General features: G+C 71.3%; 23 protein-coding genes and 1 pseudogene. 11 read left to right on the top strand and 13 right to left on the bottom strand.

Annotated elements, in window-relative coordinates:
• Positions 1 to 3: 3 nt before the first annotated feature.
• The 6 genes from AB0A65_RS16130 to AB0A65_RS16105 form a co-directional block, all read right to left on the bottom strand.
• Positions 4 to 993, bottom strand: a complete 990-nt coding sequence (locus tag AB0A65_RS16130; protein ID WP_359951955.1) for an NAD(P)-dependent alcohol dehydrogenase — start codon at positions 991 to 993, stop codon at positions 4 to 6.
• A 102-nt stretch (positions 994 to 1,095) separates the two neighbouring features.
• Entirely contained in the window at positions 1,096 to 2,061 is a 966-nt protein-coding gene (locus AB0A65_RS16125) for a family 43 glycosylhydrolase (RefSeq protein ID WP_359951953.1), read from the bottom strand.
• 10 nt (positions 2,062 to 2,071) lie between these two features.
• On the bottom strand, positions 2,072 to 2,683 hold the full coding sequence (locus AB0A65_RS16120; RefSeq protein WP_359951951.1) for a YigZ family protein: 612 nt from the start codon (positions 2,681 to 2,683) through the stop codon (positions 2,072 to 2,074).
• 13 nt (positions 2,684 to 2,696) lie between these two features.
• Positions 2,697 to 3,344 (bottom strand): response regulator transcription factor, encoded by a 648-nt coding sequence (locus tag AB0A65_RS16115; protein ID WP_359951949.1) that lies wholly within the window; start codon positions 3,342 to 3,344, stop codon positions 2,697 to 2,699.
• Between the two features lie 26 nt (positions 3,345 to 3,370).
• Positions 3,371 to 3,754 carry a hypothetical protein gene (locus AB0A65_RS16110; RefSeq protein WP_359951947.1) on the bottom strand — a complete coding sequence of 128 codons (384 nt, stop codon included), beginning with the start codon at positions 3,752 to 3,754 and terminating at the stop codon, positions 3,371 to 3,373.
• A gap of 94 nt (positions 3,755 to 3,848) precedes the next feature.
• Positions 3,849 to 4,067, bottom strand: a complete 219-nt coding sequence (locus AB0A65_RS16105) for a hypothetical protein (RefSeq protein ID WP_359951945.1) — start codon at positions 4,065 to 4,067, stop codon at positions 3,849 to 3,851.
• A gap of 160 nt (positions 4,068 to 4,227) precedes the next feature.
• Between AB0A65_RS16105 and AB0A65_RS16100 the strand changes: the two genes are divergently transcribed.
• The 7 genes and pseudogenes from AB0A65_RS16100 (at position 4,228) to AB0A65_RS16070 (ending at position 10,981) form a co-directional block, all read left to right on the top strand.
• Complete coding sequence (locus AB0A65_RS16100) at positions 4,228 to 5,154, top strand: LysR family transcriptional regulator (RefSeq protein ID WP_359951943.1); 927 nt, start codon at positions 4,228 to 4,230, stop codon at positions 5,152 to 5,154.
• A gap of 128 nt (positions 5,155 to 5,282) precedes the next feature.
• Positions 5,283 to 6,584: pseudogene (locus AB0A65_RS16095) on the top strand (UDP-N-acetylglucosamine 1-carboxyvinyltransferase); the annotation flags it as partial.
• Positions 6,585 to 6,645: 61 nt separating this feature from the next.
• Entirely contained in the window at positions 6,646 to 7,209 is a 564-nt protein-coding gene (locus AB0A65_RS16090) for a hypothetical protein (RefSeq protein WP_359951941.1), read from the top strand.
• A gap of 190 nt (positions 7,210 to 7,399) precedes the next feature.
• Entirely contained in the window at positions 7,400 to 7,963 is a 564-nt protein-coding gene (locus tag AB0A65_RS16085; protein WP_359951939.1) for a PadR family transcriptional regulator, read from the top strand.
• Between the two features lie 60 nt (positions 7,964 to 8,023).
• A complete protein-coding gene (locus AB0A65_RS16080) occupies positions 8,024 to 8,656 on the top strand; it encodes a GntR family transcriptional regulator (protein WP_359951937.1) in 633 nt (210 codons plus the stop codon).
• Positions 8,653 to 9,888: an MFS transporter gene (locus tag AB0A65_RS16075; RefSeq protein WP_359951935.1), complete on the top strand. Its 1,236-nt coding sequence runs from the start codon at positions 8,653 to 8,655 to the stop codon at positions 9,886 to 9,888. The genes AB0A65_RS16080 and AB0A65_RS16075 overlap by 4 nt, the downstream gene beginning before the upstream one ends.
• Before the next feature lie 145 nt (positions 9,889 to 10,033).
• Complete coding sequence (locus AB0A65_RS16070; protein ID WP_359951933.1) at positions 10,034 to 10,981, top strand: EamA family transporter; 948 nt, start codon at positions 10,034 to 10,036, stop codon at positions 10,979 to 10,981.
• On the opposite strand, the gene AB0A65_RS16065 is transcribed toward AB0A65_RS16070, so the two are convergent.
• The 4 genes from AB0A65_RS16065 to AB0A65_RS16050 all read right to left on the bottom strand — a co-directional run bounded on the left by AB0A65_RS16065 (position 10,978) and on the right by AB0A65_RS16050 (position 14,539).
• Entirely contained in the window at positions 10,978 to 11,250 is a 273-nt protein-coding gene (locus AB0A65_RS16065; RefSeq protein WP_359951931.1) for a hypothetical protein, read from the bottom strand. The genes AB0A65_RS16070 and AB0A65_RS16065 overlap by 4 nt on opposite strands.
• Positions 11,247 to 11,816, bottom strand: a complete 570-nt coding sequence (locus AB0A65_RS16060) for a helix-turn-helix domain-containing protein (protein WP_359951929.1) — start codon at positions 11,814 to 11,816, stop codon at positions 11,247 to 11,249. Before AB0A65_RS16060 ends, AB0A65_RS16065 begins: the two co-directional genes overlap by 4 nt.
• 92 nt (positions 11,817 to 11,908) lie before the next feature.
• Positions 11,909 to 12,751 (bottom strand): undecaprenyl-diphosphate phosphatase, encoded by an 843-nt coding sequence (locus tag AB0A65_RS16055; RefSeq protein WP_359951927.1) that lies wholly within the window; start codon positions 12,749 to 12,751, stop codon positions 11,909 to 11,911.
• A 204-nt stretch (positions 12,752 to 12,955) separates the two neighbouring features.
• Positions 12,956 to 14,539 carry an alpha/beta hydrolase gene (locus AB0A65_RS16050; RefSeq protein WP_359951925.1) on the bottom strand — a complete coding sequence of 528 codons (1,584 nt, stop codon included), beginning with the start codon at positions 14,537 to 14,539 and terminating at the stop codon, positions 12,956 to 12,958.
• Between the two features lie 418 nt (positions 14,540 to 14,957).
• On the opposite strand from AB0A65_RS16050, the gene kdpF reads away from it, so the two are divergent.
• The 4 genes from kdpF to AB0A65_RS16030 are packed head-to-tail and all read left to right on the top strand — an operon-like array spanning position 14,958 to position 19,782.
• Positions 14,958 to 15,047 carry a K(+)-transporting ATPase subunit F gene (gene kdpF, locus AB0A65_RS16045; RefSeq protein WP_106365640.1) on the top strand — a complete coding sequence of 30 codons (90 nt, stop codon included), beginning with the start codon at positions 14,958 to 14,960 and terminating at the stop codon, positions 15,045 to 15,047.
• A complete protein-coding gene (gene kdpA / locus AB0A65_RS16040; protein ID WP_359951923.1) occupies positions 15,047 to 16,708 on the top strand; it encodes a potassium-transporting ATPase subunit KdpA in 1,662 nt (553 codons plus the stop codon). The genes kdpF and kdpA overlap by 1 nt, the downstream gene beginning before the upstream one ends.
• A 12-nt stretch (positions 16,709 to 16,720) precedes the next feature.
• The gene (kdpB, locus tag AB0A65_RS16035) at positions 16,721 to 18,859 is read left to right on the top strand and encodes a potassium-transporting ATPase subunit KdpB (RefSeq protein WP_359951921.1); all 2,139 of its coding nucleotides are present in this window, start codon (positions 16,721 to 16,723) and stop codon (positions 18,857 to 18,859) included.
• Positions 18,859 to 19,782 carry a potassium-transporting ATPase subunit C gene (locus AB0A65_RS16030; protein WP_359951919.1) on the top strand — a complete coding sequence of 308 codons (924 nt, stop codon included), beginning with the start codon at positions 18,859 to 18,861 and terminating at the stop codon, positions 19,780 to 19,782. Before kdpB ends, AB0A65_RS16030 begins: the two co-directional genes overlap by 1 nt.
• Before the next feature lie 62 nt (positions 19,783 to 19,844).
• Here AB0A65_RS16030 and AB0A65_RS16025 read toward each other — a convergent pair whose 3' ends face one another.
• From AB0A65_RS16025 to AB0A65_RS16015, 3 genes are all read right to left on the bottom strand, one after another.
• On the bottom strand, positions 19,845 to 21,116 hold the full coding sequence (locus AB0A65_RS16025; RefSeq protein ID WP_359951917.1) for a family 16 glycosylhydrolase: 1,272 nt from the start codon (positions 21,114 to 21,116) through the stop codon (positions 19,845 to 19,847).
• Positions 21,117 to 21,284: 168 nt separating this feature from the next.
• The gene (locus AB0A65_RS16020; RefSeq protein ID WP_359951915.1) at positions 21,285 to 22,172 is read right to left on the bottom strand and encodes a carbohydrate ABC transporter permease; all 888 of its coding nucleotides are present in this window, start codon (positions 22,170 to 22,172) and stop codon (positions 21,285 to 21,287) included.
• The gene (locus AB0A65_RS16015; protein ID WP_359952222.1) at positions 22,172 to 23,002 is read right to left on the bottom strand and encodes a sugar ABC transporter permease; all 831 of its coding nucleotides are present in this window, start codon (positions 23,000 to 23,002) and stop codon (positions 22,172 to 22,174) included. The genes AB0A65_RS16020 and AB0A65_RS16015 overlap by 1 nt, the downstream gene beginning before the upstream one ends.
• Positions 23,003 to 23,076: the final 74 nt, after the last annotated feature.

Here is a 23,076-nt window from a genome sequence, read left to right as displayed (position 1 = left end):
GCCTCAGTCGCCCATGGTGATGACGAGGTTGCCGCGGGCGTGGTGGGCGTACATGCGCGCGACCGCGGCCGGGGCCTCCTCCAGGGGGTAGACGCGGTCGATGACGGGCGTGACGGCGCCGGTCTCGACCAGGTCGGCGACCGCGGTGAGGCGTTCGGGCGTGAAGTTCCCGTCGACCGAGCGGACCCGGGCCCGGCCGAGGGCGCCGAGGAGGGTCGCGCCCGCCATCTTCGCGAGCCCGGCGATGAGCCCGCCGGAGTTCCCGATGCTGTTGGGCAGGTACACACCGCCGGGGGCGAGGGCGCGCAGGGCCCGCCGGGGCGGGTGGTTGAGGACGTTGTCGAGGACCGCGTCGTACCGGTCGGGCCCGGCCGTGAAGTCGGTGGTGGTGTAGTCGAGGGCGGCGTCGGCGCCGAGGTCGCGCACGAGGTCGAGGTTCTTCGGGCCGCAGACGGCGGTGACGTGCGCGCCGAGGTGCTTGGCGATCTGGACGGCGAACGTGCCGACCCCGCCGGAGGCCCCGTTGACGAGCACCCGTGTGCCGGGTGCGGCTTTGAAGGACTCGGTCATGGCCGCGTAGGCGGTCATCCCGGACATGACGGAGGCGGCGGCGTCGGTGAAGGAGAGCGCGTCGGGCTTGGGGATGAGCCGGTCGGCGGCGGTGGTCGTGTACTCGGCGAACGTGCCCGCCGTGGTGAACCCCGAGCCCCACTTCGTGCCGACGACCGCGTCCCCGACACTGAGCGCGGTGACGCCCTCGCCGAGGGCCGCGACGGTCCCGGCGACGTCGGTGCCGCGCACGGCCCCTTTCGCGCGGGCCGACAGGCGCAGCACATACGGGACGCCGGCGACAGCGATCCAGTCGGGCGTGTTGACGCTGGTGGCCCGCATCCGGACGAGGACCTCGCCGGGGCCGGGCGCGGGGCGGTCGAGGTCGGTGACGCGGAGGACCTGCTCGGGCGGGCCGAACCGGTCCTGGACGACGGCTTTCATGGCACCTCCAGGGGTTGGTGCCCTCACCGTAGTCCCCAAGGGACCCCGGGCGCCTCGGCCGACCGGCCGAGGCCGGGGCCCGGTCCGCGCCGGTGCGCCGCTTCAGTCCTCGGGCTGCGGCTCGCCGAAGTCGGGGGTCCCGTCGGCGTGCCAGCCGAAGGGCTGGATGCGGCAGTGCCGGTCGGGGTTGTCGAGCGGGTCGCCGGTGATCTCCTCGTACGCGCGGGCGTGGAACACGAGGAGGTCGCGGCCGTCCTCGTCGGTGGTGAACGCGTTGTGCCCGGGACCGTAGATCCCGTTGGCCCCGTTCGTGGTGAACACCGGGACCGGGCTCTTGGCCCAGGAGGCGGGGTCGAGGAGGTCCGCGTCGGCGTCGGCCGACAGCAGGCCCACGCAGTACTCCGCGCCCGTCCCCGACGCCGAGTAGGTGATGAACACCTTCCCGTTGCGCACCAGCGCGTACGGGCCCTCGTTGACCGCGAACCGGACCGTCTCCCAGTCGAGCTCGGGCCGCGAGACCTCCACCGGGTCGCCCGCGAGGGTCCACGGGTTCGCGAGCTCGGCCAGGTACAGGCTCGTGTTGGAGCCCTTCAGGTCCGGGTCGTGCTGCGCCCAGCACAGGTACTGGCGGCCGCCGTGCGCGAACGTCGTCGCATCGAGCGAGAACGAGTCGACCGGGGTGGCGATCTGCCCCTTCTCGGTCCACTCGCCGGCCAGCGGGTCGTCGTTCAGGTTCTCCAGGACGTACATGCGGATCTTCCACACGTCCCCGGTGGCGGTGGCGGCCTCGCCCGCCGCGAAGTACACGTACCAGCCCTCGCCCACCCGGTGCAGCTCCGGCGCCCAGATGTGCGAGCCCATCGCGCCCTCGGGGTGCTTCACCCAGACCGTCGTCTCCTCGGCGGTGCGCAGCCCGTCGAGGGTGTCGGCGCCGCGCAGCACGATCCGGTCGTACGCCGGGACCGTGGCCGTGAAGTAGTAGCGGCCCCCGTGCCGCAGGACCTGCGGGTCCGCGCGCTCGCGGATGAACGGGTTCGGGTACGGGCTCGAAGCACTGTTATCGGTCACAACACCGATCCTACAGCTCCACGCACACCGAACCCGCCGGCTCCACCTCCGCCGCACCCGCCGACTGGCCCGCCACCCACGCCGCCAGCACCTCCGCATCCGCGCACGCCAGGTCGAACGTCACCACGTCCGTGAACGACACCTCCGCGAGCCGCACGTCCTCACGCAGCCGCAGCAGCCCCTCCAGGCTCCCCGCGACCCCGTAGTCCACGCGCACCAGCAGCCGCGGCCACACCTCCAGCTCCACGACCCCGGCCGCGTCCACCGCCGCCGACACCGCCCCGCCGTACGCGCGCACCAGGCCCCCGGCGCCGAGCTTCACACCGCCGAAGTACCGGGTCACCACCGCCAGCGCATCGGTCAGGCCCCGGCCGCGCAGCACCTCCAGCATCGGCAGGCCCGCCGTCCCGGCCGGCTCGCCGTCGTCGTTCGACCGCGCGATCCGCCCCTCGTCGAGGACGTACGCGGTGCAGTTGTGCGTCGCCTCCCAGAACTCCCGCCGGTGCGCCGCGATCCGCTCCCGCGCCTCCGCGTCCGAATCCACCCGGTACAGCGAGCACACGAACCGGGACCGGTTCACCACCGTCTCGGTCACCGACGACCCCACCGCAAGACCCCGCATCAGCACCCCCGCCTCAACCGACGACGCCGTGCTCCCACGCCCACGCCGCGATCTCCACCCGGTTGCGCGCGGGCAGCTTCGCCCGCACCGCCTCCAAGTGCGTCTTCACCGTCGACACCGACACGAACAGCGTCCCGGCGATCTCCGCGTTCGTCTTCCCCCGCGCCACGAGCTCGACCACGTCGAGCTCGCGCTCGGTGAGGACCCGCACGGCCGCTGGGCCGTCCTTCACGGGCTCGCTCAGCCGCTCCAAGAGCCGCACCGTGACGGAAGGGGAGACCAGGGACTCGCCCGAAGCGGCCGCACGGACCGCCTCCACCAGCAGCGTCGGACCCGAGTCCTTCAGCAGGAACCCCGTCGCACCCGACCGCAGCGCCCCGTACACGTACTCGTCCGTGTCGAACGTCGTCACCACGACCACCCGCGGACCAGCACCGTTCCGACCCGCCAGCAGCGTCCGCGTCGCCTCCAGCCCGTCCAGCCGCGGCATCCGGATGTCGAACAGGCACACGTCCGGCTGCAACCGCCGCGCCTCCGCCACCGCCACCACACCGTCAGGCGCGTCCGCGACCACCTCCATATCGGGCTGCGCGTCGATGATGGCCCGGAAACCCGCCCGGACCATCTCCTGATCGTCTGCGATGAGCACTCGGATAGCCACGCCCAGAGCCTAACCGGCCCCGCACACTACGCGGCCGCGCCCGCCAGTTCACGCTCGCGCACCACAGGCACCGACACCGGCTCGGCCGGAACCGCGACCGGCACCTCCCGGACCACCGCGACCGCCGACGCCACCGCCTCGCGCTCCAGCACCAGGCGCCGCCGCGTCTCGCGCTGGCGGATGGCGAACGTGGAGCTGACCAGGATCAGCCAGGTCCCCTCCAGGAGGATCAGGCCCCAGTCGCGGCCGATGATCGCCGCCGTCAGCAGGATCGAGCAGGCCGAGATGACCAGCAGCAGGGACGCGGGCTTGGTCGCGTGGATGCGGTGGGTCTGGAGCAGCAGGAAGTTCGTGATGTACAGGAGCGCGCCGATGATCTGGAACATGATGCGGACGTCGAAGTCGTGCATGGGAAACCCTTTTTTCGGGACGAAGGCAGGCAGGAAGGAGCGCACGCCCGGACCGGGCGCGTGCGGTATTGCTGGAAGGGAGTGCGGAGGTGCGTTACAGGGCCGCGGCCGGACGGCCGACCGGTCTGCTCCGCGCGCAGACCACCGACGCGGCGCCGCGCTGCACCCGCGTCTGGAGGGACCCGCAGATGCACCGCGTCCACACCGTCGCGCCGGCGGCGCTGCGGTGCCGGGACACGGTCGTCACCGGATCATCGTCGGGCCAACCGCAGTACGGGCAGCAGAGCATGACCGTGTCCTCCTCACAAGGCATCGGAAAGCAGATTGGGTCGAGCGCCCACCCGCCGGCACAGACGCCGGCATCACGCTCATCATCGAGGTTAGAGTCCCATTCGTCCGGGCTACAACACTTCGGCGACGATGGTTTGCGAAACTCATCGTGAAGCAGAAGCTAAAGGGATCGGAGACACACGGTGATCGACCTCCGCCGACTGCACGTCCTGCGGGCCATCGCCCACCACGGGACCGTCTCCGGCGCCGCGAAGTCCCTGCACATGTCGACTTCGGCGGCGTCGCAGCAGATCAGGCTGCTCTCCAAGGACCTCGGCGTGCCACTGCTCGAACCCGTCGGGCGCGGCGTGCGCCTCTCCTCGGCCGCGCAGATCCTCATCGCCCACATCGACGCCATCGAGGCCATGTGGCGCCTCGCCGAGGCCGAACTCCAGGCCACCGAGGGCGAACCGTCCGGGCTCCTGCGCCTGTGCGGCTTCCCCACCGCCATCGCCACCCTCCTCGCCCCCCTCGTGGACGCCGCCCGCGACCGCTACCCCAACCTCGAACTGCGCCTGCGCGAAGCCGAAGCCTCCGAGAGCTTCGACCTCTTGTTCGCCGGGGACGCCGACCTCGCCCTCGTCGAGGCCACCCCCGACAACCCGCCCCCCGAGGACATCCGCTTCGACTCCCAGACCGTGTTCAACGACCCGTTCGACCTCGTCGTGCCCTCCGGCCACTGGGCCGCCGGCGGCGACAAGGCCGACCTGCGCGACCTCGAACGCGAACCCTGGATCATCGGCGTCCCCGGCTCCATCCACCGCCGCCACGTCCTCACCGCCTGCTCCAACGCAGGATTCCGGCCCACCGTCACCGGCGAGGCCCGCGAATGGCCCGTCATCGCCGTCATGGTCGACCACCGCATGGGCGTCGCCCTCATCCCGCGCCTGGTCGACCTCCCCCACCACCTCGACCTCGTCCGCGTCCCCATCGGCGGCCCCTACACGCCCTACCGGCACTTCCGCGCCGTCACCCTGCGCGGCGGCGCCCGCCGCCCCTCCGTCGCCGCGGTCATGGACCTCCTCGACGAGCGCATCCGCGCCGCCGAGGGCATCAACCCCGTCGCCTGAACCGAGGACCCTTCACGCACGAACGCCCCTAATCGGACACTCACGTCCGTTACGCTGGCCGCATGTTCGACTACGCCACCGCAGGAGCACACACGCGTACCGGCCGCTGCAACGGCACCGACGACGCGCCCAGGCACCTCCGCGTCCACGGCGGCACCCTCCTCTCCGGGGCGATCGACGTCAAGACCTCCAAGAACGCCTGCGTCGCACTCCTGTGCGCCAGCCTGCTCAACCGCGGCACCACCACCCTCCGCAAAGTCGCCCGCATCGAAGAGGTCAACCGCATCCTCCGCGTCCTCGACTCCATGGGCGTCCACCACGAGTGGATCGGCCAGGACCTGCGCCTCACCCCGCCCGAGCGCCTCGACCTCACCGGCATCGACGCCGACGCCGCCCGCCGCACCCGGTCCATCATCATGTTCCTCGGCCCCCTCCTCCACGACTACCCCGAGTTCGAGCTCCCCTTCGCCGGCGGCTGCGAACTCGGCGACCGCACCGTCGAACCCCACATGGTCGCCCTGCGCCGCTTCGGCCTCTCCGTCGAGACCTCCGGCGGCGCCTACCGCGCCACCGTCAAGGACCGCGTCGACCCGCCCGGCACCATCGTCCTCACCGAACGCGGCGACACCGTCACCGAGAACGCGATCATGGCCGCCGCCCGCTTCCCCGCCGTCACCGTCATCCGCAACGCCTCCTGCAACTACATGGTCCAGGACCTCTGCTTCTACCTGGAGCGCCTCGGCATCCGCATCGACGGCGTCGGCACCACCACCGTCACCGTCCACGGCCGCGAGGACATCGACGCCGACGTCGACTACGCCCCCTCCGAGGACCCCATCGAGGCGTGGAGCCTCGTCGCCGCCGCCATCGTCACCGAATCCGAGATCACCGTCCGCCGCGTCCCCATCGAGTTCACCGAGATCGAACTCGCGCTGGCCGAGGAGATGGGCCTGGAGTACGCGACCGGCCCCGAGTATCTCGCCGAGAACGGGAGGACCCGGCTCACGGACCTGACGGTGCACCCCTCGCGGCTGCGGGCGCCGATGGACAAGATCCACCCGATGCCGTTCCCGGGCCTGAACATCGACAACCTGCCGTTCTTCGCGCTCATCGCCTCGTGCGCGGAGGGCTCGACGATGATCCACGACTGGGTGTACGAGAACCGCGCGATCTACCTGACCGAGCTCAACCGGCTCGGCGCCCACGTGCGCCTGCTCGACCCGCACCGCATCCAGGTGTCCGGGCCCGCCGGGTGGACCGGCGCCGAGGTCGTGTGCCCGCCCGCGCTGCGGCCCGCCGTCGTGCTGCTCCTGGGGATGCTGCGGGCCCGCGGGACCTCGGAACTGCGGCACGTCAACGTCATCCACCGCGGCTACGAGCACCTCGCCGAGCGGCTCCAGCTCCTCGGCGCCGAGATCGAGGCGTTCTGAACCGGTCACTCCCGGCCGCGGACAGGTGCGACCGGCTCGGGCGTATGTGACACTTCACTTCATGAACATGCCGTCCGACGTGCCGCCGCAGACGTACGCACTCCTCAGCTTGGTCCAGGCGCACCTGCGGCACCTCGACAAGACCGACGGCGACTACCTGCCGGTGCCCCAGTGGGAGGCCGCCGTCGAGTCGGCTCGCACGGTTGCAGCGGTGAAGGCCCCGGGCCTGCCGGTCACCGCCGAGGACGTCCCCATGATCGTCGGCACCGGCTCCCCGGACCGCAAGCGGCGCCTGTACACCTCGATGCCCCTGGACGACGACCTCGCGACCCTCGCCGACGAGTCCGATGTGGCCGTCTTCGCGTACAACCGGCGCGGGCGCCTCCAGGCCGCCAACCGCACCGCCCTCCAGGTCCAGCCCCGCGCCTGGTACCCGCCCGCGAAGGCCCTCGCCCCCATGCGGATCATCGACGAGACCGTCTGGGAGCCCGTCGCCGCGGCCACCGGCGAGTCCGCCCGCCCCGGCGTCTTCGAGGCCGCCGCCGGCTGGATCGTCCTCCTCACCCTCATCGCCTTCCTCGCCGCCACCGCCTACCTGGCCCTCTGGTACTTCCACATCATCTGACGCCCCTCGACGGAGGCCCTGCCGCCCTCGGATCCCTGCTCAGGCAAGGGATTCGAGGGCGGCTTTCCTTTTTGGTGAGTGCGCGGGCGGAGCCCGTGCTCGTTCTTTGAGACGGGCACTTTCGTTGACTGACAAGAGGTTTTTTAACCTCGGTGTCGATGTATATCTATAGATGTGTCATAATGGACACATGCTGAAGATGGCGATTCTGGGATTCCTGCGGGACTTTCCCCTGCACGGGTACGACCTGAAGAACCGCGTCGCGAGCCTGGCCGGGCATGTGCGGCCCGTCGCGGACGGGACGCTGTACCCGACGATCAAGAAGCTCGAAGACGCGCAGTGCCTGACCAGGCGCACCGCGCCCGGGTCGGTGGCCGCGCCGCGGCACATGCTGGAGATCACGCAGATCGGCACCGACCAGTTGCGGCGGTGGCTGCGCGACCCCGAGCCGGGGTTCATCACCGACGACAACAAGTGGTACGTGCTGCTGGCGTTCCTGCACCACCTGGAGAACCCGCGGGAGCAGGCGCTCGTGCTCGCTAGGCGCCGCGAGTTCCTCGACCAGCCCGCGCAGCTGTTCTTCGACGCCGACGGGACCCCCGTCCCGCCCGAGCGGCTCGACTCGCCGTTCCGCAAGGGCCTCATGCAGATCCACCGGTCCACCAACCTCACCGAGATCGACTGGCTCGACCGCCAGATCGGCGACCTGAACCAGCGCGCCGGGTACGCGGTGCGCCAGCGCGACGGGGACTGAGTCCCAGCCGCCGGGAATCGTTGCATGCAACGATGCATGCAAGTGGTAGCGTCCTGACCCATGACGGGACAGGCGGCGGCCGAGCGCGCGTACGCGTACACCAAGCAGCGGATCATCACCGGCGACCTCGCCGGGGGCGCCAGGCTGTCCGAGGGGCAGATCGGCGACGAGCTCGAACTCAGCCGCACCCCCGTCCACGAGGCGTTCCTCCGGTTGTCGGCCGAGCGGCTCATCACACTGTCCTCGCGGCAGGGCGCCACCGTCAACCCCGTGTCGCCCGGCGAGGCCGCGGACGTGGTGGAGATGCGCGGGGTCCTGGAGCGCAGCGCCGTCGACCGCGTCGCCGCCCGGAGCCTGACGGCATCTGAGATCGATGCGGCCCTGGGGGTCCCGCTCCAGCGCCAGGAGGCGGCCCTGGCCGCCGGGGACCTCGGCGCGTACGTCGAGGCCGACTGCGACTTCCACGCGGCCGTGATCGGCCTGGCGGGCAACCCGATCGCCGCGCACTTCTTCGACCTCCTGCGCGACCGGCAGCTGCGCCTCGCGCACCTCGTGCTCTCCAGCAGCCAGGTCGTCCTGGACGCCTCGTTCGACGAGCACCGCGAGATGGCCGCGTGCCTGGGCCGCGGCGACGCCGCCGGGTACGGCCGGGTCCTGGACCTGCACCTCTCGCGACACCAGGGCCTGGCGTGAGCGCCCTCGCGGCGCCGCCGGAACCGCTCGCTCCCCCGAAGACGCGGCCGTGGCGGACCCTGTTCGCCGTCATGTTCTTCACCAGCTGGGCCGGGAACCAGTTCAGCCCCCTCCTGCTGCTCTACCAGGAGCGGCAGCACTACTCGACGGCCGCGGTCAACGGGTTCCTCGGCGTGTACGTCCTCGGGCTGGTCCCCGCGTTCCTGCTCTCCGGGGCCCTGAGCGACCGGTACGGGCGGCGCCCGGTCATGTTCGCCGGGGTCCTCGCGGCGGTCGCGGCCTCGACGGCGCTCGCGTTCGGCGAGTCGGGGGCGTTCATGATCTGCTTCGGCCGGTTCCTCGCCGGGGTCACGGTGGGGACGGCGACCTGCGTGGGCTCGGCGTGGATGAAGGAGCTGTCGCAGTGGCCGCACGACCCGGCGGCGGACACCGGCGCCGGGGCCAGGCGCGCGACCCTGGCGTTCTCGCTCGGGTCGCTCGCGGGCGCCGGGGTCGCCGGGCTCATCGCGCAGTGGGGGCCGTGGCCCGAGCAGCTGCCGTTCGCCATCCATGTGGCCCTGACGCTCCCGTTCGCGTGGCTCGTGCTCAAGGCGCCGGAGACGGCGACCACGGGCGGCGTGCCGGGGCCGCTGCGCGCGCAGCTGCGGGTCCCCAAGGCCGGGCACAAGCGGTTCACGCGGGTCGTGGTCGTGGCCGGGCCGTGGGTGTTCGCGGCCTCGGCGATCGGGTACGGGTACCTGCCGGTGCTCCTGGCGGACGCGACGCGCGGGTGGGGCATCGCCTACGCGACGCTCCTGACGGTGGTGGCGCTGGCGGCGTCGGCGGCGGTGCAGCCCTTGGCGAAGCACATCGACCAGAAGGACTCGGCGCGCGGCGCGCTCGCCGGGCTCGCGATGATCGTCGCCGGGGTGGCGGTGGTGGCCGCGGCCGCGCACTGGCAGTCGTGGCCCCTGGGGATCGTCGCGGCGGTGGCCGCGGGCGCGGGCATGGGGACCGGGATGGTCTCGGGTCTGCTCGAGGTGCAGCGGATCGCGGGCCCGGCGGACCTCGCGGGGCTGACGGGCGTGTTCTACGCGGTGTCGTACCTGGGGTTCGCGTCCCCGGCGCTCCTGTCGGCCATTGCGGCCGCGACGGGGGCTCCGGCGGCGGGCCTGCTGCTGGGGGTCGTGGGCGTGGGCGTGGTGTGCGCGGCGGCGCTCCTGCGGTCCTACCGGCGGCACCTGCCGGGGTAGGGTTGCGGCCATGCGCTTCGGCATCTCCCCGCCCGCCGCTTAAGGCGGGCCTCCCCCGACTCCGCGACCGGCCACGGGCCGGTCGCGTCTTGGCGACGTGCCCGCAGACGAGAGACCTTTCCCATGACTCTCCTCTGGAGGACGTTTGTCCACTGTCATCGAAGCGCGCCCTGCGACCGGGTCGGCCCGGCGCGGGCTCGCGTTCCTCACGCTCACCGGCCTCGCCTGGGGCACCACCGGCGCGGCCGCCGACCTGATCTACGCGGCCACCGACATCGGGCCCATGGCCGTCTCGTTCTGGCGCCACCTCGGCGGCCTCGTGCTGCTCGGCGCGTTCTGCGCGCTCCGGCGGACGGGCCGGTCCAAGGCGCAGCCGCGCGAAGTGCGGCCGCTGCGGGGGCGCCTCGGGCACCTCGTGGGCGCCGGGGTCGGCATGGCGGTGTTCCAGACCGCCTACTTCGCGTCGGTGGAGGCCACCGGCGTGGCCGTCGCGACGCTCCTGACACTCGGGTCCGGGCCGGTGCTCACCGCGTTCGGCGCGCGCATCTGGCTCGGCGAGCGGCTCGGACGCGGCGGGCTCCTCGCCGTGGCCGGGGCCGTCGCGGGCCTCACGGTCCTCGTGGGCGGCGACGCGAGCGTCGACCCGGCCGGGGCGGGCCTGGCGGTGCTGTCGGCGGCCGGGTACGCGGGCGTGACGCTGCTGGGCCGGTCCGCCGGTCAGCGCGGCGAGGACGCGTTCACGATCACGTTGTGGTCCTTCGGGGTCGGGGCGCTCGTGCTGCTGGCGCCCGCGTGGTTCGAGGGGCTCCTCCCCCAGGGCGGCGACGTCTGGCACGGCGTGGCGCTCATGGCGTACCTGGCGGTGTTCACCACGGCCGTGGCGTACCCGCTGTACTTCGCGGGCGCGGCCCGGGTGCGGGCGGCGACGGCCTCGGTGATGATGCTCATCGAGCCGTGCACGGCCGCGGTCCTGGCGGTCACCGTGCTCGGCGAGCCGCTGACGGCGGCGACGGTCGCCGGGTCGGTGATCCTGCTGGGGTCCGTCACGGCCCTCGCCGTTGCGGAGTCGAGAGGACAGACGCGGCGCGGTTAGCGTCCGAACGCGCCGACCTGGGCGTGGAACAGGCCCATCGCGAGGACGCCGAGGCTGATCCCGGCGGTCGCGGCGACGGGCGCCGCGCCCAGGTCGGCGAGCATGAGCACGATCGCGGCGATCGTCAGGGAGGACCATCCGGCGATGAGATTGGGGACGGGACCGTTCCCGAACACCGTCGGGTAGTCCTCCTTGGTGATGCCCTTGATGAAGTGCGGCAGGCCGTTCCCGGCGAGCAGTCCCGCAATGAGGGTGAGAAGCAGGGTCATGACAAGTCCTTCCGGAGTCCGTTGAGGGTGAGGTCGACGAGGAGGCGCAGGCGCTCGTGCATCTGCTCGGCGCCGCCCGCGGAGCGCGCGATGCCGAGCATGGCGTCGACCAGGACGGCCGCCGCGTCGGCGGCGGGGAGCCGGTCGAGGCCGGGGTCGGATTCGAGGACCGCGGCGACGAACGCGGCGTAGCGGGCCTCGGCGGCGGTGACGGTCTCGGGGGCGATCCGCGCGGCCTCCTGGACGAGTTCGCCGCGGAAGTCGGCACCGATGGTCTCGGCGGCGTAGTCGAGCTTGACGGCGAGGGCGCGGTAGAGCCGCTCGGCGGTCGTCCCCGGCTGCGCCGCAGCGGTTTCGGCGGCGGCGTGCAGGTGGGCGGTCATGTGCTCGGCGACGGCCCCGAAGACCGCGGCCTTGTTCGGGAAGTGCTGGTAGACGGCGGGTCGCGAGACGTCCGCGGCCTGCGCGAGGAGGTCCATGGTGGTGCGCCGGTACCCGTAGCGGGCGAACACCGGGCCCGCGGCCGCGGTGATCGCGGCCTTCGCGGCGGCGGCTCGATCTGACATCCTGACATTATTCAACTTTTTTGTCAGAACGTCAAGGGCGGGGTACGAGAGAGGGCCGGTCCGATCGGACCGGCCCTCTCGTGTCCCGCGGCTCAGGTGGCCGAGAGGAAGCCCGTCTCCAGCATGATGACCACCGCGACGCCGAGGAGGCAGCGGTACCAGACGAAGATGAAGACCGAGTGCTTGGCGACCCACTTGAGCATCCAGTGGACCGCGCCGAACCCCACGATGAACGCGATGACGGTCGCGACCAGCATCTGCGCGCCGGAGGGCACCGAGCCCTCGGTGGCGGGCTCGAACACGTCGCCGAGGCTGAGGATGCCCGCGCCGAACACGGCCGGGATCGCCAGCAGGAACGAGTACCTCGCGGCCACGGCGCGGTCGAGGCCGATGAACAGGCCCGCGGTGATCGTGCCGCCCGAGCGGGAGACGCCGGGGATGAGCGCGCCGGCCTGCGCGAAGCCGAGGATGAGGCCGTCCTTCATGCGGAAGTCGTCCCACGTGCGGGTCTTGCGGCCCACGAGCTCGGCGAGGGCGAGCAGGAGGCCGAAGAAGATGAGGCTGAAGGCCACGAGCCACAGGTTGCGGGCGCCGTCGCGGATCGCGTCCTTGAAGATGAGGCCGAAGAACACGATCGGAAGCGTCCCGATGATGACGTACCAGCCCAGCCGGTAGTCGGTCACGCCCCGCTGCTCCTTGTCCCACAGGCCCTTCCACCAGGCCACGAGGATGCGGACGATGTCCTTCCAGAAGTAGATCAGGACCGCCGTCTCGGTGCCGAGCTGGGTGACCGCCGTGAACGACGCCCCCGCGTCCTCCTGGAAGAACAGGGCCGACGTGAGCCGCAGGTGGGCCGAGGAGGACACCGGCAGCATCTCGGTCAGGCCCTGGACGACGCCGAGCACGATCGCCTCGAACCAGGTCATGTCGACCATGCGGGTGCCTCCGTCCGAGCAGTGCTGGGGAGAGTGTGCATTCGCGCTTCTTTCGTCACATCGACGGTCTGGCGTCGCTCCCGCCGCCGTGCGGCTCTCGGAGCGACTGGGACATCTTGCCAGACGCACCAGGGTGACCGACCGGTGTACGACCGGGAGTGAGACGCGCCGGACGGCCGCTCCACAGTGTAGTCGCGCGGTGTCTCAGCCGAGTTCCTGCGGGCAGCGCAGGCCCTGCTCGGGGACGGTGAGGCCGATCAGGTAGGCCGTGACGGGCGCGTCCACGCACTCGTGGCCCAGGGCGTACGCGGTGTGCCCGGAGCCCTCGTAGGTGACCAGCACGGCGTCGTCCAGGTCCGAGGCGACCTGCTCGGCCCACGCGTACGGGGTCGCCGGGTCGCCGGTGTTGCCGACCAGGACGGCGGTGGCGGCGCCGCGGCCGTCGACCTTCGAGGGGTTCGGCTCGTCGGCCGGCCAGGTCGCGCACGGCAGGTAGCTCCAGGAGATCCCCGCGCCGAACAGCGCCGAGTTCCCGAACGCGGCCTCCGCGGAGTTGCGGTAGGCCCCGAAGTGGCCGGGGTTGTCGCGGTCGGCGCACTGGACGCCGTAGAAGTCCGCGTCGGAGTCCCGCCGCGGCAGCGGGATCGGCGGCAGGCGCAGCGGACGCGACGAGCCCTCGTCCCCGGCGAGGTCCTGGAGGTCCTGCACGAACTGCTCCAGCGTCCCGGCGGCGACCCCGGCGAGGACCTTCTCCAGTGCGGGCCATTTGGCCTCGGAGTAGAGGCTCTGGGCGATCATGTCGAGCATGTCGGCGACGGTGAGGCCCCCGCCGACGCGCTCCTGCGCCTGCGTGAGGATCGCGGTCAGTTCGGTGTCGGCGGCGTCGACTGAGGACAGCGGGCAGCCGTCGACGGTGAGGCAGTACGCGGCGAAGTCGCGCCAGGCGGTCTCGAACCCGGTGGCCTGGCCCTCGGCGACGTCGAGCACGGACCCGGAGGTGCGCATGACCCCGTCGAGGACCATGGCGCGCACCTTGTGCGGGTAGAGGTACAGGTACATCTGCCCGATGTAGGTGCCGTAGGAGTACCCGAGGTAGGTGAGCTGGTCGTCGCCGAGCGCGGCGCGCATGACCTCCAGGTCGCGGGCAACGTTCATGGTCCCGATGTTGTCGAGGAACACCGGGTCCTCCTCCTGGGCGCACTCGCCGGAGAAGTCCTGCGCACCGGTCTTCAGCGCCTCGGCCTGGGCGTCGGTGATCGCGGACGGGTCGTCGGTGTACACGTCGGTCACAGCTGCGTCGAACGCGTCCTCCGAACCGCACGTGAGGTTCGCGCTCGCGCCCACCCCGCGCGGGTCGAACCCGACGACGTCGAAGGCCGCGGTCACCGCGTCCGGCAGGAACGGCTGCGCGGCCAGCTCCACACCGGAGCCGCCGGGACCGCCCGGGTTCACCAGCAGCGACCCGGTCTTGTCGGCGGCCGTGGCGGGGTGGCGGACCATCGCCAGGCGCACCTGGAGCCCGCCGGGGTCCTCGTAGTCGACCGGGACCTTGATCGCACCGCATTCGAGGGCCTCGGCCCACGCGGCCTGCGCCGCGTCGAGCTCCCGGCCCTGGAACATCCCTTGGAGGTCGCACGCGCCCCAGTCCACACTGGTCACGCGCTCCTGGACGTCCGTGACGCCTGCCCGTGCCTTCGAGGAGCCGTTCCCCGCGTAGTCAGCGCCGCAGGCCGCCAGCGCGGCGCATGCGAGGACGGCGACGGCGGCGGGCACGGCGGTGCGCCTCATGTGGACTCCCTCGGGGACGCGGGGCGCTGGGTTCGCCGCGGCCGTCCGGCCTGGTCGCATGGCAGGAAACCGGGTCGGACGGCCGCGGCAGGCGCCGATGGAGAGGACTCTACGGCCCTGGTTTCCGGATTTGGGGCGTTTGGCGTGATGGGATCCGAATGGGTGGTCTGAGCGGCGCTGTCAGCGTCCCGTCAAGAAGCCGGGCGGCGGCATAGCGATGGCGTCAGGTCCCCTGTGCAATCGGCGCGGCCGGGCGTTGACTCGGTTCCGCCGGGTGCGCGTTCCCCCGTCCCGGCGGTGCGGCGGGTGCCGCGCCCCCTCCTGAGAAGAAGGATCCCATGCCCGATCTTGCCTTTCTGGCGCTGACGGCGGTGTGCTTCATCGCCCTCGGACTCCTGGTGAAGGCGGTGGAGAAGCTGTGAGCGCCGTCAACGCCATCGGCCTCGTCCTCGCCGTGCTGCTGGGGGTCTTCCTGGTGGTCGCGCTGCTGAAACCGGAGCGGTTCTGATGAGCTCCACGACCGCAGGCGTCGTCTTCATCGCGGCGATGGTCGCCGCGCTCGCCGCGTCCTACCGGCCGCTGGGCGACTACATCTACCGGGTGGTGACCCGCGAGCGCCACTCCAGGGTGGAGCGCGGGGTGTACCGCGTCATCGGGGCGCGGCCGGGCACCGAGCAGAACTGGGCGGGCTACGCCAGGAGCGTGCTCGCGTTCTCGGCGGTGAGCGTCTTCTTCCTGTACGGGTTCCTGCGGCTCCAGGAGTTCCTGCCGCTGAACCTGGGTTTCGCGGGCGTGGACCCGTACGTCTCGTGGAACACCGCGGTCAGCTTCGTGACGAACACGAACTGGCAGGCGTACTCGGGCGAGTCCACGATGGGCCACCTGGTGCAGGCCGGCGGGCTGGCGGTGCAGAACTTCGTGTCCGCGGCCGTCGGGATCGCGGTGGCGGTGGCGCTGGTGCGCGGGTTCGCGCGCAAAGCCACCGACAAGCTGGGGAATTTCTGGGTCGACCTGGTGCGGATCACCGTGTGGGTGCTGCTGCCGATCGCGACGCTCGGGGCCATCGCCCTGGTCGTGGGCGGGGTGGTGCAGAACTTCACCGACGTGACGCAGGCGGCCACGGTCGCGGGCGACACGCAGTCGATCACCGGCGGCGCGGTGGCGAGCCAGGAGGCCATCAAGGAGCTGGGGACGAACGGGGGCGGGTTCTACAACGCGAACTCGGCGCACCCGTTCGAGAACCCGACCTCGTGGACGAACTTCATCGAGATCTACCTGCTGCTGGTGATCCCGGTGGCGATGCCGCGCGTGTTCGGGCGGATCGTCGGGGACAACCGGCAGGGGTACGCGATCGTCGCGGTCATGGGCGTGCTCGCCCTGGCGTCGATCACGGCGGTGTTCGGGTTCGAGTCCATGGCGGACGGGACGGTCCCGCAGGCCGTCGCGGCGGCCATGGAGGGCAAGGAGGTCCGGTTCGGGGTCGGCGATTCGAGCCTGTTCGCGGCGGCGACCACGTTGACGTCGACGGGCGCGGTGAACTCGTTCCACGACTCGTTCACGTCGCTGGGCGGCGGGATGCTCATGCTGAACATGATGTTCGGCGAGGTGGCGCCCGGCGGTGTCGGCGGCGGCCTGTACGGGATCCTCGTGCTCGCGGTGATCACGGTGTTCGTGGCCGGGCTGATGGTGGGCCGGACCCCGGAGTACCTGGGGAAGAAGATCGGGGCGCGGGAGATCAAGCTCGCGTCGCTGTACTTCCTGGTGACCCCGGCGCTGGTGCTGGCGGGGGTGGCGCTGTCGTTCGCGCTGCCGTCGAACCTGGACTCGATGCAGGAGGCGGGGCCGCACGGGTTCTCGGAGCTGCTGTACGCGTTCACGTCGGCGTCGAACAACAACGGCTCGGCGTTCGGCGGGTTCGGCGCGAACACGCCGTGGTTCAACACGGCGCTGGGCCTGTGCATGCTGTTCGGTCGGTTCGTGCCGATCGTGCTGGTGCTGGCGCTGGCCGGGTCGTTCGCCCGGCAGCGGCCGGTCCCGGCGACGGCGGGCACGCTGCCCACGCACAAGCCGCTGTTCGTCGGCATGGTCGTGGGCGTGACGCTGGTGCTCATCGCGCTGACCTTCCTTCCCGTCCTCGCCCTCGGCCCGCTGGCCGAAGGGCTGCAATAGGAGATGCCCGCAATGTCTGCAATGACCTCTGTGGCGCCGAAGGTCCGGGGCGGTCTGCTCGACCCCGGGCAGTGGGTGAAGTCCGCCCCGTCGGCGCTGCGCAAACTGGACCCGCGCCGGATGTGGCGCAACCCGGTCATGTTCATCGTCGAGATCGGGGCCGTGTTCACCACGGTGCTCGCGATCGTCGATCCGAGCGTGTTCGCGTGGATCATCACCGTGTGGCTGTGGCTGACGGTGCTGTTCGCGAACGCGGCCGAGGCGATCGCCGAGGGCCGCGGCAAGGCGCAGGCCGACAGCCTGCGCAAGGCGAAGACCGACACGGTCGCGCGGAAGCTCGCGAAGCAGGACCCGGCGATCTCCTCCCCCAGGGTGGAGACGCACGAGGTCCCGGCGCCGGAGCTGGTGCGCGGCGACTACGTGCTCGTGGAGGCGGGTCAGACGATCCCCGGTGACGGCGACGTCGTCACCGGCATCGCGAGCGTGGACGAGTCGGCGATCACCGGCGAGTCCGCGCCGGTGATCCGCGAGTCCGGCGGCGACCGGTGCGCGGTCATGGGCGGCACGAAGGTCCTGTCGGACTGGATCGTCGTCAAGATCACCGCCGAGCCGGGACGGTCGTTCCTGGACCGGATGATCGCGCTCGTGGAGGGCTCGGAGCGGCGCAAGACGCCGAACGAGATCGCGCTGAACATCCTGCTGTCGGCGATGACGATCATCTTCCTGCTGGCGGTCGTCACGATGCAGCCGGTCGCGGTGTACTCCAAGGACTACATGGCGGCGGCGCCGGACTCGGCGGTCATCGACGGGAACGGCGTCACCGGGATCGTCCTGGTGTCGCTCCTGGTGTGCCTCATCCCGACCACGATCGGGGCGCTGCTGAGCGCCATCGGGATCGCGGGGATGGACCGGCTGGTGCAGCGCAACGTGCTCGCGATGTCGGGCCGGGCCGTGGAGGCCGCGGGCGACGTGGACACGCTGCTGCTGGACAAGACCGGCACGATCACGTACGGCAACCGGCGCGCCTCCGAGTTCCTGGTGGTGCCTGGCGTGGCGGACAAGCGGCTCGCCGACGCCGCGCAGTTGTCGAGTCTCGCCGACGAGACTCCTGAGGGGCGCTCGATCGTGGTGTACGCCAAGGAGGCCCACGGGCTGCGCGAGCGCACCACCGGGGAGCTGTCGCACGCCGAGTGGATCGAGTTCACCGCCCAGACCCGCATGTCGGGTGTGGACCTGGCCGAGGAGGCCGGGGTGCACCGCATCCGCAAGGGCGCGGCCGCGCAGGTCGTGGACTGGGTCCGGGCCTCCGGCGGGGACCCCGACCCGCGGGTCGGGGAGCTGGTGGACCGGGTGTCCGGCGAGGGCGGCACGCCGCTCGTGGTCGCCGAGCACCGCGACGGCGAGGCCGCGCGGGTCCTCGGGGTGGTCTACCTCAAGGACGTCGTCAAGGAGGGCATGGCCGAACGCTTCAGTCGGCTGCGCGCCATGGGCATCCGCACGGTGATGGTCACCGGCGACAACCCGCGCACCGCGCGGGCCATCGCGGCCGAGGCGGGGGTGGACGACTTCCTCGCCGAGGCCAAGCCCGAGGACAAGATGGCGCTCATCAAGCGCGAGCAGGACGCCGGGCGCATGGTCGCCATGACCGGCGACGGCACCAACGACGCGCCCGCGCTCGCCGCGGCCGACGTGGGCGTCGCGATGAACACCGGGACGTCCGCGGCCAAGGAGGCCGGGAACATGGTCGACCTGGACTCGGACCCGACCAAGCTCATCGAGATCGTCGCCATCGGCAAGCAGCTCTTGATGACCCGCGGGGCGCTGACGACGTTCTCGATCGCCAACGACATCGCGAAGTACTTCGCGATCATCCCGGCGATCTTCGCCGTGATCTACCCGGGCCTGGACGCGCTCAACATCATGCGCCTGGCCAGCCCGGAGTCGGCGATCATCTCGGCGGTCGTGTTCAACGCGCTCGTCATCATCGCCCTGGTGCCCTTGGCGCTCAAGGGCGTCGCCTACAAGCCGGGGTCCGCGTCGGCGCTGCTGCGCCGGAACCTGTGGATCTACGGCCTCGGCGGCATCGTCACGCCGTTCATCGGCATCAAACTGATCGACCTGCTGGTCGCGCTCATTCCCGGAGTCGCATGATGGCTAGGCTTCCCCGCTGGCTCGCACACCACCTCGCGGCGCTCCGCGCGCTGCTGGTGCTCACGGCGATCACCGGCGTCCTCTACCCGCTCGCGGTCCTCGCGGTGGCGCAGCTCCCCGGCCTGGACGACAAGGCCGAGGGGTCGCTCATCTACGACGAGGCCGGGAACGTCGTCGGCTCCTCCCTCATCGGGCAGTCCTTCACCGGTGAGGACGGGACCGCGCTCCTGGAGTACTTCCAGTCGCGCCCGTCGATGGCCGTCGGCGAGACCGGCGACTACGACCCGCTCGTCACCGGCGCCTCGAACCTGGGGCCCGAGGACGTCGTGGACGCCCTGCCGGACCCCGCGCTCGGCTGGGACGGCGACGAGAACGCCGCCAAGAGCCTGCTCACGCAGGTGTGCGAGCGGTCCTTCGCGGTCGGCGCCCGCGAGGGCGTGGACGGCTCGCGGCCGTACTGCACCGACTCCGGGGACTCCGCGGTCGGCGCGGTCCTGGGCGTGTACTACTCCGAGGGCACGAGCGGCACGGTCACCCGGGTCGTGAGCCTGAACGAGGAGTGCGGCACGGTCGACGCGCCGTTCCTCGCCGAGTACGAAGGCGTGCAGGTCGAATGCGCCGAGTACGGCGCGGACTACGCGGCAGCGATGATCACGCCCGTGCGGGGCGACGCCCCGGCCGAGCCGGTGGTCCCCGCCGACGCGGTCACCGCTTCGGGCTCCGGGCTCGACCCGCACATCTCCCCCGCGTACGCCGAGCTCCAGACCGCGCGCATCGCGGCCGAGCGCGGCGCGAGCGAGGCCGAGGTGGCGGCGCTGGTCGAGGAGCACACGACCGGCCGGTTCCTCGGGTTCATGGGCGACCCTGCGGTGAACGTCGTCGAGCTCAACCTCGCGCTCGACGAGCGGTACCCGGTCTCCTAGCGGGGCGCGGGAAAGGGCCGGAGGGAATGCGGATCCCCTCCGGCCCTTCATCGTCGGCTAGGTCAGCGGAACCACTTCTGGGCCGCGTTGCCGCTGCACGTCACGATCTGGAGGTCGGTGCCGTCGGCGGAGTTCGCCCATGGCACGTCCAGGCACTTGTTCGCCTGTGGATTGACTATGTCGTTCGCCGAGGAGAACGCCCACTGCTGGGCCGCCGTCCCGTTGCACTGGTACAACTGGACCTTCGTGCCGTCGGCGGTGCCGCTGTTGGCGACGTCGAGGCACTTGCCGAGCGCGCGGACCGTGCCGTCGCCGGGGACGGTCCACTGCTGGGCCGCGGTCCCGTTGCAGGTGTACAGCTGCACCGGGGTCGCGTTCGCGCTGCTGCCGCCCTGCACGTCGAGGCACTTCCCGGCCAGGCCGGTGATCGCCCCGCCCGAGGAGGTCGAGCCGGAGTAGACGCGCACGTAGTCGATCTTCATCGTCTGCGGGAACTGCGTCGACCCGTCGGGGTAGCCCGGCCAGTTGCCGCCCACCGCGACGTTCAGGATCATGAAGAACGGGTGGTCGAACACCCACTCGTTGCCGCCGATGTCGGCGGTGGTCTTCGTCTGGTAGGTGACGCCGTCGACCGACCAGGAGATCGAGTTCGGGGACCAGTTGACGGCGAAGGTGTGGAAGCCGTTCGCGAACGGCTCGCCGATCGTGTAGGTGCCGCTGGGGCCCGCGCCGCCGGAGTAGCCGGGGCCGTGGAGGGTGCCGTGCACCGAGTTCGGCTCGAAGCCGACGTTCTCCATGATGTCGATCTCGCCGGACTGCGGCCACCCGACCGAGCCGATGTCGTCGCCGAGCATCCAGAACGCGGGCCAGATGCCCTGGCCCTTCGGGATCTGGATGCGCGCCTCGAACGTGCCGTACGCCTGCGTGAACTTGCCCTGGGTGAGCAGTCGCGCCGAGGTGTACTGGCAGGTCCCGTACCAGCACTGGTAGTTGGCCGGGTTCTCCTTGCGGGCGGTGATGACCATGTTGCCGTTGCCGTCGTGGGCGGCGTTCGACGTGGAGTTGGTGTAGTACTGGTGCTCGTTGTTGCCCCAGCCTCCCCCGCCGGTGTCGAAGTTCCACTTCGCGGAGTTCGGCGCGGTGCCGGCGGCGGCGTTGAACTCGTCGCTCCAGGTCAGCGCCTGGGCCGAGACCTGCTCTTGGATCTGCGGCTCGTAGGTCTCGGAGGCGCCCGCGGCGACGATGCCGATCGTGGTCGCGGCGGCCGCCGCGACGACGGCGGTGGCGATCGCGAGGGCTCTGCGGATGGGTCTGCGGACTCGGGGTGGTCTCACGGAGGCGTCCTCTCGTTCCGTGGAGGAGCGCGTGTCACAGCGGGACTACGCTGAGAGAGCGCTCTCTCTAAATAGTCCTATCTTTTTAACATCGGGATAGACCATTGTCAATAGGGCAAGCGGGACACGGAGAGTGAGGGCGGGAGGTACTCCCCCCCGCCCTCGACCTCAGCCCTTGACGGCGCCGCCGAGCCCGGCGCTGGAGAGGAACAGCCGCTGGAACACCAGGAACAGCGCGATCGGGATCAGCGACGAGATCGCCAGCGCCGCCAGGAACACGTCGAGCTCCACGAACTGCTGGAGCGCGGGCAGGCGCACCGACAGCGGCTGGAGGGCCGGGTCCGGGAGGACCAGCATCGGCCACAGGAAGTCCTTCCAGGACGCGATGACCGCGAAGACCGAGACGACGCCGATGACCGGGCGGGACATGGGCAGCACGATCGACCAGAACAGCCGGTAGGGCCCGGCGCCGTCCACGCGGGCGGCCTCGAAGATCTCCCTGGGGAGGTTCGCGAAGAACCGCTGCATGAGCAGGACGTTGAAGGCGTTGGCGCCGGCGGGGAGCCACACGGCCCAGAACGTGTTCAGCATGGAGGTGCCGACCACGGGCGGGTCGAGGATCGTCAGGTACAGCGGGACGAGGAGGACGACGCTGGGGACGAACAGGGTCGCCAGGACCGCGCCGGAGAGGTAGCGGCCCAGGCGGGGGCGCAGGACGGCGAGGGCGTAGCCGCCGGTGGCGGCGACGAGGAGCTGCACGGCCCAGGACCCGGCGGCGAGCGCGATCGTGTTGAAGAAGTACTTGTCGATCTCGACGCGGGTCCACGCCTCGGTGAGGTTGGCGAGGTCGATGCCGTTGGGCCACAGGGACATGGGGTGGCGCAGAGTGTCCTGGGTGGGGGTGACGGCGGCCTTGGCGAGCCACAGCATCGGGCCGAGCCCGGCGACGGCGAGGCCCGCCAGGAGGGCGCCGTGGAGGAGGCGGGTGGACCAGCGGACGCCGGGGCGCTTCCAGTCGGTGGGGGCGAGGAGGCCCCGGTCGGTGGTGCCTGCCATCAGCTGCTCCATTTCCTGGTGAGGCGGAAGTACAGCATGGAGAACCCGGCGAGGACGACCGCGAGCATGAGGCTCAGGGCGGCCGCGGCGCCGTAGTCGCCGCCGAGGGAGTTGGTGAACGCGTACCGGTAGATGAGCAGCAGCAGCGTCAGGGTCCGGTTGGCGGGGCCGCCGTCGGTGAACAGGAACGGCTCCAGGAACACCTGGGCGGTGCCGATGATCTGGAGGATGAAGGTGATGAGCAGGACGCCGCGCAGCTGCGGGAGGGTGATGTGCCAGAGCTTGCGCCACACGCCCGCGCCGTCGATCTCGGCGGCCTCGTAGAGGCTGGGGTCGACGCCGACGAGGGCGGCGAGGTAGATGATGACGGTGCCGCCCGCGGCGGCCCAGGTCGCTTCGAGGACCAGGGAGGGCATGACGATCTGGGCGTCCTGGAGCCAGGCGACGGGGCCGATGCCGAACCAGGACAGGACGGTGTTGAACACGCCGTCCTCCCCCGCGTCGTAGAACAGCTTCCACAGCAGGACGGCCACGACGGGCGGGACGACCACGGGCAGGTAGGCGAGCGCGGAGAACAGGCCGCGGGCCTTGCGGACCTCGCTCATGAGGATCGCGGCGACCAGGGGCACGGGGTAGCCGAAGACCAGGGCCAGGAGCGCGAAGTACCCGGTGTTCTGGATCGCCGTCCACAGCTGCGGGTCGGCGAAGACCTGCTGGAAGTTCGCGAAGCCGACGAACACGGGGTCGGTGACGAGGTTGGTGCGCTGGAAGCTCATGACGACGGCGCGTCCGATGGGGAGCCACGAGAACACGCCGAAGACGACGAGCATGGGCGCCAGGAACACGAGCGTGTGGAGCCCGGAGCGGGCGCGGGCGAGGCGGGCGCGCGGTCGGCCCGGCCGGG

This window comes from Glycomyces sp. NPDC047010, assembly GCF_040644205.1.
In the GTDB taxonomy this organism is placed as follows: Bacteria; Actinomycetota; Actinomycetes; order Mycobacteriales; family Micromonosporaceae; genus Glycomyces.
This window is presented reverse-complemented; position numbering and strand designations above follow the sequence as displayed.

Bases quoted from the DNA above. Each gene is read 5' to 3' on its own strand.
- AB0A65_RS16130 (WP_359951955.1), bottom strand. From the start codon at position 993: ATGAAAGCCGTCGTCCAGGACCGGTTCGGCCCGCCCGAGCAGGTCCTC.
- AB0A65_RS16120 (WP_359951951.1), bottom strand. From the start codon at position 2,683: ATGCGGGGTCTTGCGGTGGGGTCGTCGGTGACCGAGACGGTGGTGAAC.
- AB0A65_RS16110 (WP_359951947.1), bottom strand. From the start codon at position 3,754: ATGCACGACTTCGACGTCCGCATCATGTTCCAGATCATCGGCGCGCTC.
- AB0A65_RS16105 (WP_359951945.1), bottom strand. From the start codon at position 4,067: ATGCCTTGTGAGGAGGACACGGTCATGCTCTGCTGCCCGTACTGCGGT.
- AB0A65_RS16090 (WP_359951941.1), top strand. From the start codon at position 6,646: ATGAACATGCCGTCCGACGTGCCGCCGCAGACGTACGCACTCCTCAGC.
- AB0A65_RS16085 (WP_359951939.1), top strand. From the start codon at position 7,400: ATGCTGAAGATGGCGATTCTGGGATTCCTGCGGGACTTTCCCCTGCAC.
- AB0A65_RS16080 (WP_359951937.1), top strand. From the start codon at position 8,024: ATGACGGGACAGGCGGCGGCCGAGCGCGCGTACGCGTACACCAAGCAG.
- AB0A65_RS16065 (WP_359951931.1), bottom strand. From the start codon at position 11,250: ATGACCCTGCTTCTCACCCTCATTGCGGGACTGCTCGCCGGGAACGGC.
- AB0A65_RS16060 (WP_359951929.1), bottom strand. From the start codon at position 11,816: ATGTCAGATCGAGCCGCCGCCGCGAAGGCCGCGATCACCGCGGCCGCG.
- AB0A65_RS16055 (WP_359951927.1), bottom strand. From the start codon at position 12,751: ATGGTCGACATGACCTGGTTCGAGGCGATCGTGCTCGGCGTCGTCCAG.
- AB0A65_RS16050 (WP_359951925.1), bottom strand. From the start codon at position 14,539: ATGAGGCGCACCGCCGTGCCCGCCGCCGTCGCCGTCCTCGCATGCGCC.
- kdpA (WP_359951923.1), top strand. From the start codon at position 15,047: ATGAGCTCCACGACCGCAGGCGTCGTCTTCATCGCGGCGATGGTCGCC.
- kdpB (WP_359951921.1), top strand. From the start codon at position 16,721: ATGTCTGCAATGACCTCTGTGGCGCCGAAGGTCCGGGGCGGTCTGCTC.
- AB0A65_RS16030 (WP_359951919.1), top strand. From the start codon at position 18,859: ATGGCTAGGCTTCCCCGCTGGCTCGCACACCACCTCGCGGCGCTCCGC.
- AB0A65_RS16020 (WP_359951915.1), bottom strand. From the start codon at position 22,172: ATGGCAGGCACCACCGACCGGGGCCTCCTCGCCCCCACCGACTGGAAG.
- AB0A65_RS16015 (WP_359952222.1), bottom strand. From the start codon at position 23,002: ATGCTCGTCGTCTTCGGCGTGTTCTCGTGGCTCCCCATCGGACGCGCC.